The organism is Phenylobacterium sp. (genome assembly GCF_016124325.1).
Classification (GTDB): Bacteria; Pseudomonadota; Alphaproteobacteria; order Caulobacterales; family Caulobacteraceae; genus Phenylobacterium.
Genome location: NZ_WGNY01000022.1, coordinates 152,903 through 158,902 on the forward strand (window position 1 = coordinate 152,903; position 6,000 = coordinate 158,902).

At 64.7% G+C, this 6,000-nt stretch carries 8 protein-coding genes; 6 read left to right on the forward strand and 2 right to left on the reverse strand.

The features are described 5' to 3' along the window. Positions 1–114 precede the first annotated feature (114 nt). The 5 genes from mobC (at position 115) to GC203_RS14185 (ending at position 3,833) form a co-directional block, all read left to right on the forward strand. Entirely contained in the window at positions 115–636 is a 522-nt protein-coding gene (gene mobC / locus GC203_RS14165) for a plasmid mobilization relaxosome protein MobC (protein ID WP_293455577.1), read from the forward strand. Then, on the forward strand, positions 633–1,664 hold the full coding sequence (locus GC203_RS14170; RefSeq protein WP_293455579.1) for a relaxase/mobilization nuclease domain-containing protein: 1,032 nt from the start codon (positions 633–635) through the stop codon (positions 1,662–1,664). Before mobC ends, GC203_RS14170 begins: the two co-directional genes overlap by 4 nt. Before the next feature lie 56 nt (positions 1,665–1,720). Beyond that, positions 1,721–2,062 carry a type II toxin-antitoxin system RelE/ParE family toxin gene (locus GC203_RS14175; RefSeq protein WP_293455582.1) on the forward strand — a complete coding sequence of 114 codons (342 nt, stop codon included), beginning with the start codon at positions 1,721–1,723 and terminating at the stop codon, positions 2,060–2,062. Beyond that, on the forward strand, positions 2,059–2,331 hold the full coding sequence (locus tag GC203_RS14180) for an XRE family transcriptional regulator (RefSeq protein WP_293455584.1): 273 nt from the start codon (positions 2,059–2,061) through the stop codon (positions 2,329–2,331). The genes GC203_RS14175 and GC203_RS14180 overlap by 4 nt, the downstream gene beginning before the upstream one ends. Positions 2,332–2,393: 62 nt before the next feature. Then, positions 2,394–3,833 carry a hypothetical protein gene (locus GC203_RS14185; protein WP_293455585.1) on the forward strand — a complete coding sequence of 480 codons (1,440 nt, stop codon included), beginning with the start codon at positions 2,394–2,396 and terminating at the stop codon, positions 3,831–3,833. Positions 3,834–3,876: 43 nt separating this feature from the next. On the opposite strand, the gene GC203_RS14190 is transcribed toward GC203_RS14185, so the two are convergent. After that, positions 3,877–4,500, reverse strand: a complete 624-nt coding sequence (locus GC203_RS14190) for a hypothetical protein (protein ID WP_293455587.1) — start codon at positions 4,498–4,500, stop codon at positions 3,877–3,879. 13 nt (positions 4,501–4,513) lie between these two features. Beyond that, positions 4,514–5,215: a hypothetical protein gene (locus tag GC203_RS14195; RefSeq protein ID WP_293455589.1), complete on the reverse strand. Its 702-nt coding sequence runs from the start codon at positions 5,213–5,215 to the stop codon at positions 4,514–4,516. Positions 5,216–5,451: 236 nt separating this feature from the next. Between GC203_RS14195 and GC203_RS14200 the strand changes: the two genes are divergently transcribed. Next, positions 5,452–5,895, forward strand: coding sequence for an ATP-binding protein (locus tag GC203_RS14200; RefSeq protein WP_293455595.1), 444 nt, complete (start codon positions 5,452–5,454; stop codon positions 5,893–5,895). Positions 5,896–6,000: the final 105 nt, after the last annotated feature.

Here is a 6,000-nt window from a genome sequence, read left to right on the forward strand (position 1 = left end):
CGTGCGGGGCGTAGGCTTACGCATCGCGCGCGCCGAGGGGAGGGGCCAGTCTGTGGCGGTCGTTGTCTATGGCAGGATAGCCTTGCCGGCAGCATTGTAGACGGAGCCCTGTCCGTGTCGGTGCTCAGCGTGCGTGTACCCGATGATCTGGCCGCCCGTTTCGACGTGGCCGCCGAGTCCGTGGGCGGGCGCTCCGCGCTGCTGTTCCGCCTGGTCGATGGCGCCGCCGTCGCGGCTTCCGCGGCGCCGCCAACCGCCCGGCTGGTGCGCAATGCGCGCCGCCTGATGGTGCGCCTCGCGGTGCCCGAGGCGGCGCATGTCACTCGCGAGTCGGCGGCCTTCGGCATGCCGCCGGCGACCTGGGTCGCCGCGCTGGTGCGCCGTCACGCCACCGGCAAGCCCCGCTTCGCCAGGCCCGACGAGCTGGCCTTGATCGCCATTCAAGTCGAGCTGCGGCGCATCGGCGTGAACGTCAATCAGATCGCCCGAGCGCTGAATACGGCCGTGATGGAAGGGCGCGTGCTCGACCTGGAGCTGGCCTATCTCGACGACCTGCGGGCCGAGATGCGCGGCCATATGGAGGGGCTGCGCGAAGCCTTCGCGGGCAACCTGACCTATTGGGAGGACGCGCCGTGAGCGACTTCCAGACGGTCCACGGCTTCGAGGATGTCTGGCGCCCGCCGGTGCGGCCGAGGGCCATAAGAACGGCGACGGCGCTCAGGCCGGGCGCCATGGGCGCCGGCCAATCGGCAAGGGCCCGGCTGACGCGGATCGCCAGCCGGGCGCCCGAGGTGATGGTCAAGGTGACCGGCCGTACACGCGATGGCGCGCATCTCCGCGCCCACCTCGACTACATCTCGCGAAACGGCCAACTGGACCTTGAGGGGCCGGATGGTGCCCTCGTCGTCGGCAAGCGTGAAGTGGCCGAACTGGCCCGTGACTGGGCGACGGCGGCGGAGGCCGACAACCACCGGCGCGCCAACTCACCGGTCAGCCTGTCGGTGATCCTGTCGATGCCGGCGGGCACGAACGAGATCGCGCTGCGGGATGCGGCGCGGGCCTTCGCCATCGAGATATTCGCCGACCAACACGACTACGTCTTCACCGTGCATACCGACACCCCGCGTCCGCACGCCCACCTATCCGTCTGCGCCCACGGTCGTACCGGCGAGCGGCTAAACCCGAAGAAGGCTGACTTGGAGACCTGGCGGCAGACCTTCGCCCAGGCCCTGCGGGATCGAGGGGTGGAGGCCGAGGCGACGCCGCGCCGGGCGCGTGGTGTCACCCTCAAGGCCGAGTGGGCACCGCTGCGGAAGATCCGCGAGCGGCACGAAGCCGGCCTCGGCGAGCCGGCGCAGGTTCGCCGATCCGCCTACCGTGAGGCGGCTAAGGCGGCGTTCAGAGGCGGGACGGCGCGGCCGGTTTGGGAGGACCGCACGGTGGCCCGGCAAGCGAAGGTGCGCGGCCTCTACCTCGCCCAGGCCAAGGTGCTCGGCCGGTCCGCTAACCCGGCCGACCAGGCGCTGGGCGCCAAGGTCGAGGCGTTCGTCCGGTCGATGCCGCAGCCCGACAGCCAGCGCCTGGCGCTGGCCCGCGAGCTGCGCGCCGCCAACGCGGCCCTAGATCGGAACCGGCCCGACGACGGCCGGGAACGTGGGCGATGAGGCGACCGCTGTGTGATTGCGGCGATATACAAAATCTTGTATAGACGAGGCCTGCGATGACTGAAGCCCTCAAGCCGGTGGTGTTTCGGGGAAGCGCTCTGGACGACCTTCGGGCTTTTCCAGACGCAGCCCGGCGGCAGGCGGGTTTTCAGCTCGATCTGGTGCAGAACGGACGCGAGCCCGACGACTGGAAGCCGATGGCCACAATTGGCGCCGGAGTCCGGGAAATCCGGGTCCGCGATGCGGCTGGCGCATTCCGGGTCATCTATGTGGCCAAGTTCGCCGAGGCCGTCTTCGTCCTGCATTGCTTCGAGAAGAAGTCGCAGCGGACGAGCCGGCCCGACATCGAGTTGGCGACCCGGCGGTATCGGGACCTGGTCAAGGAGTTGAAGGCATGAGCGACGAGCGCCACGCGAGCGTCTGGGACGCCATCGAGAGTGATCCTGGCCAGGCCGAGAATATGAAGTTGCGCTCGCGTCTGATGATGACGCTGCGGTACCACATCGCCCAGGAGGGTCTGAGCCAGGCTGCCGCAGCCAAACTGTTCGGCGTGACCCAGCCGCGCATCTCCGATCTTGTGCGCGGGAAGATCGACCTGTTCAGCCTCGATACCCTCGTCAACATGCTGGCGGCGGCCGGCCTGCACATCGAGTTGCAGGTGGCGTGACGGAAATAGCCCAGGAGCCTGAGCTGAGCCTGCCAGACCTTGCCCTAGTAGATGACGAGGGCTTGGAGGCGTTGTTCCCTTCCGTCGACGGTCGCTGGAGCGCGCAGACTCGGGAGATCCTGGCGGCGTTCGGCGTCGAGAAACTGGACCTGAACGCCAACTGGGCCTCGGCGCCACGAGATTGGTCCTGTCCGGTCTGTCAGCGTTACAAACCTCAGATCGCGCGCCTGTCGCCCGCTGGCGTTTTGATCTGCCATCTGGAGCGTCACCACGACCATCTTGGCGACGAGGGCATGCGCCGGCTCTGGAAGGGCCTGCCGGTCCAGCCCGATGCGGCGTCGGCTCGCGCCCAGTCCAGCGCGGCCGCGGCCTGCCAGGGTTTGACCGAACGCTTCTTCACGACCCTAGTCTGCAAGGATTGCAACGCCGCTGAGGGAAAGGCCAAGGCCGCGCTCCGGGGCGTCATCCATCCGGAGTTCAGCTTCTCGCCCTCCGAAATCCGCCGCTTCATCGTCGTGACGGCGAACCGGCCGCACGAGATCGTCGAGGCCGTCGCCCGCACGATTTGGACCGAGGTCGCCGAAGATGTGGCCGATCGGCTCGCTTTTGTATCAGTGTTGGCCAAACGTATTGCCGAGGGGCGTCATCGCCGAGAAGGGTCGCCCTATGAGCGCCCTCTGACCTTGGCCGTACTGTCCGATGTGCTGCTGGGCCAAAGATCGGCTTACAGCCCAGAAGGGCTTCTGGCCGAGTTGGCCGCTCGGTCGATCCAGTCGGACGGGTTCGGGACCTCCCTGAATGCTCGACCGCGAGCACGTGTCGCCTATCCGGCCCAGGCCGATTTACACGCCGTCGTTGCGACCAAGAAGGCGCATGATCTGTGGCATGCGCCGCCTGAGGACTGGCGCTGTGACGTCTGTGACCGCAACCGCTTCGAAATTTTACGTCAGTCCTCCAAGAGTGGGCTTTGGACCGCCAACATCCACCGACGGCGGATATTCACGGCGGAGACGCGCCCTGAAGCTCTCCAGTGGCGTTACGGCTGGTATGGGGGTGGGCTGAGCTTTGGGAGCCATTGGTTCGTCCATGTATGCCAGGACTGCCGCTTGGCCTTGACCGACATTCGGCGCTCCGGTCAGGACCTGATCGACGACTGTCTGAGTCCCTCAGCGCTGAAGGGTCTTCTAACCGAGGTCCAACCCCACATGCGGCCCGGATACGACCGCGACGCCGCCGCCCGCCTCGCGGCCGACAACATCGAGTATGCCGCTGCGGTCACTGACTACGACACCCACCGACAGCGCTGCCTTAATCTGTTTTTCAATCGTAGGGCCTGGCTTCGCGTGACAACAGCCGCCGAAGTGCGGGACCGGCAATTGGGCGAGATCTGGGACGAACATCTGACGGAGCAAGAGCGCCCGCACATGCTCGATTGGCTCCTCGCCGAAGGTGAAGTCTACGCCGCGGCGAATCTCCGGGATCGCTGGCCGCCGGAGGGATAGGGATCTCGCGGAACGCCCAGCTTCTTGCGCTGTGCGACCGGGTTCATCGAAAGCGCTTAAAGGCCCATAGGTGGACATGAAGGTCCGCAAGGCGCTCAGCCGTCTGGGGGGAAAAGCCATAGCGGGCCAGCATCGCGCGCAGATGCGGCTCGGGGATTTCCTGCCGGCTTTCACGGACCAGTTGATAAAAGCGTTCCCAATCACGCGGGTGGAGAGAGGCGGTGTTGGCGAGAACCGCGAACCGGTCCAAGAGCGCGACCGTCCGCGCGGACGGCTTGAAGCTTTTGGACGCCTTCTCGATCCTCAGGCGGTATCGCGTGGAGTGGGCGCGATTGTACGCCATCAGTATGGGGGCGACGACCGATCGCGCCGCGTTCTCGTAGACGGCCGTCGTCGGCCGGTCAGGCGTCCAGCGGAAGGCCCTGAGTTCCACCTTCACCCGGCGCAAATCGGGAGCTTCTGAAATGAGCTGGAAGCCGAGTTCCTGATGATCGCGGTCTTCCCGAAGGCGGAAATTGACCACGTCGAATCCCGCGGCGCCCAAAGCGTCCCAATGAAGCTCGACGTCGAAACGACCGGACGCCCGGCCGACCTCCGCCATCTGTTCTAGGAAGCTCCTTGCGACCAAGGTGATCGCGATGTCGATGCCGGGCAGCCAATGGGACATTCGGATGATCGGCTCAGAGAGATTGACGTCCGGTCTTTCGCGCCAGCGTCTCTCGCAATTGTTGAGCGGTATTGTCGGCAGCGGACTCCTCCAACGCCTGAGCGAGGTCGTAGAAGGTCGTTGATGTCACTCGCGCTGTGAACTCAAGATCGCCGCGACCCGCTAAGAGGGAGCGTGCAACATCATTCATCTTGTCCTTTGGCACGCCATCAAACGCCGGATGATTGCGGTGATAGCGGAGCGTCCAATTCTCACTGCCATTGTCGAGCCAGAGCTCTGCGCGGTAGCAGACCAGATGCGGGAAGGTGACGGTTAAGCTGATATTCGTGATGGGCAGCTGGTATTCATCATCGATGAGCCCTCCATCGGCTGCATAGGACACTAGTATCGCGTCGAGGGCTGCGCCCAAGCTGTGCGGCTGCATGAACAGCGGTAGATTCTCGATCGGGCGAGGCGGGTCATCGTATTGATTGGCCCCGGGTGTGACAGATGCTTCGCGGAGTCTGGCCACTATTTCATGAGCGTCCTTGGCATGACCGCCCGCCATGGCGGCTAGAAGCAAGTTGGTCACATCGGGCGGTCGCATCTCGGCGCCCCCGCGACCCCGCCCACCGCTGCTGATTAGCCCATTCTTGCGAAGGGTCATGGCCAGCACATTCATGGAGGGCTGGGGAAGGCCGAGGGTTTCGGCGACAATGGGCACAAGACTGCTCAACTTCATTCTATAATGAAATCAGATTCTATTATGTCACGCAAGCGAAAACGGAATCGGATTTCATTTCGAGGGCGACAGCTCCATCGGATCGCATCGGCCAACAAAGCGCCGTGCGTTGCCGGGGCCTCTTGCCTAACTTTTGCGGCGCCTGGCTGCAGGTTCCTATGACGCTGTCCCATAGGCGATGGCTGGCTGGAATCGCGGTAATGTCTTGGTCTCCCTCCTGAGTGAACTCGATGTTGCCCATCCCGACGCCTGACTTGATCGAGTCGAAGCAGATCACAGAAGGCGCCACATGCGAGTTCAAGGTTCAAATCGACCTCGACGACGCCCGACAGAAATCCAATTTGGTCGATGACGTTGTGGCCTTCCTGAATTCGGGTCCGGGACACATTGTCGTCGGCGTGCAGGAGCGAGCCGGGGCCTTCGAACGCTATCGTCCCCTTACTGGAAACCCGGAGCTTGTAACGCGCCGGCTACTGTCGATCCTGCAAGACAATATCGAACCACGCCCGTTGCGCGTCGATGTTCGCGCCATGCCGGTTGAGGGTGGCTTCCTCCTCGACATCGATGTCGCTGAGCACTTGCTGCGCCCACATCAAAATCGGCTCAACGGCGCCTTCTATCTACGGACCGGGGCCAAAATGACCTGCCCCCCGCCGCTCCCTCGATCATTGTGAGAGCCCTGGGGGTTGATAGTTGATCTTCAGCGCCGGCGGTAGCGGCCGGCCGGTGGAGCTGATCAAGTTGCGCAGCCGGCCGGCCGCGGGGTTCAGCCGCACCGC

What these genes read in the sequence shown, in the direction of transcription:
- GC203_RS14175 (WP_293455582.1), top strand. Translation starts at nt 1,721, where the DNA reads ATGACTGAAGCCCTCAAGCCGGTGGTGTTTCGGGGAAGCGCTCTGGAC.
- GC203_RS14180 (WP_293455584.1), top strand. Translation starts at nt 2,059, where the DNA reads ATGAGCGACGAGCGCCACGCGAGCGTCTGGGACGCCATCGAGAGTGAT.
- GC203_RS14190 (WP_293455587.1), bottom strand. Translation starts at nt 4,500, where the DNA reads ATGTCCCATTGGCTGCCCGGCATCGACATCGCGATCACCTTGGTCGCA.
- GC203_RS14200 (WP_293455595.1), top strand. Translation starts at nt 5,452, where the DNA reads ATGTTGCCCATCCCGACGCCTGACTTGATCGAGTCGAAGCAGATCACA.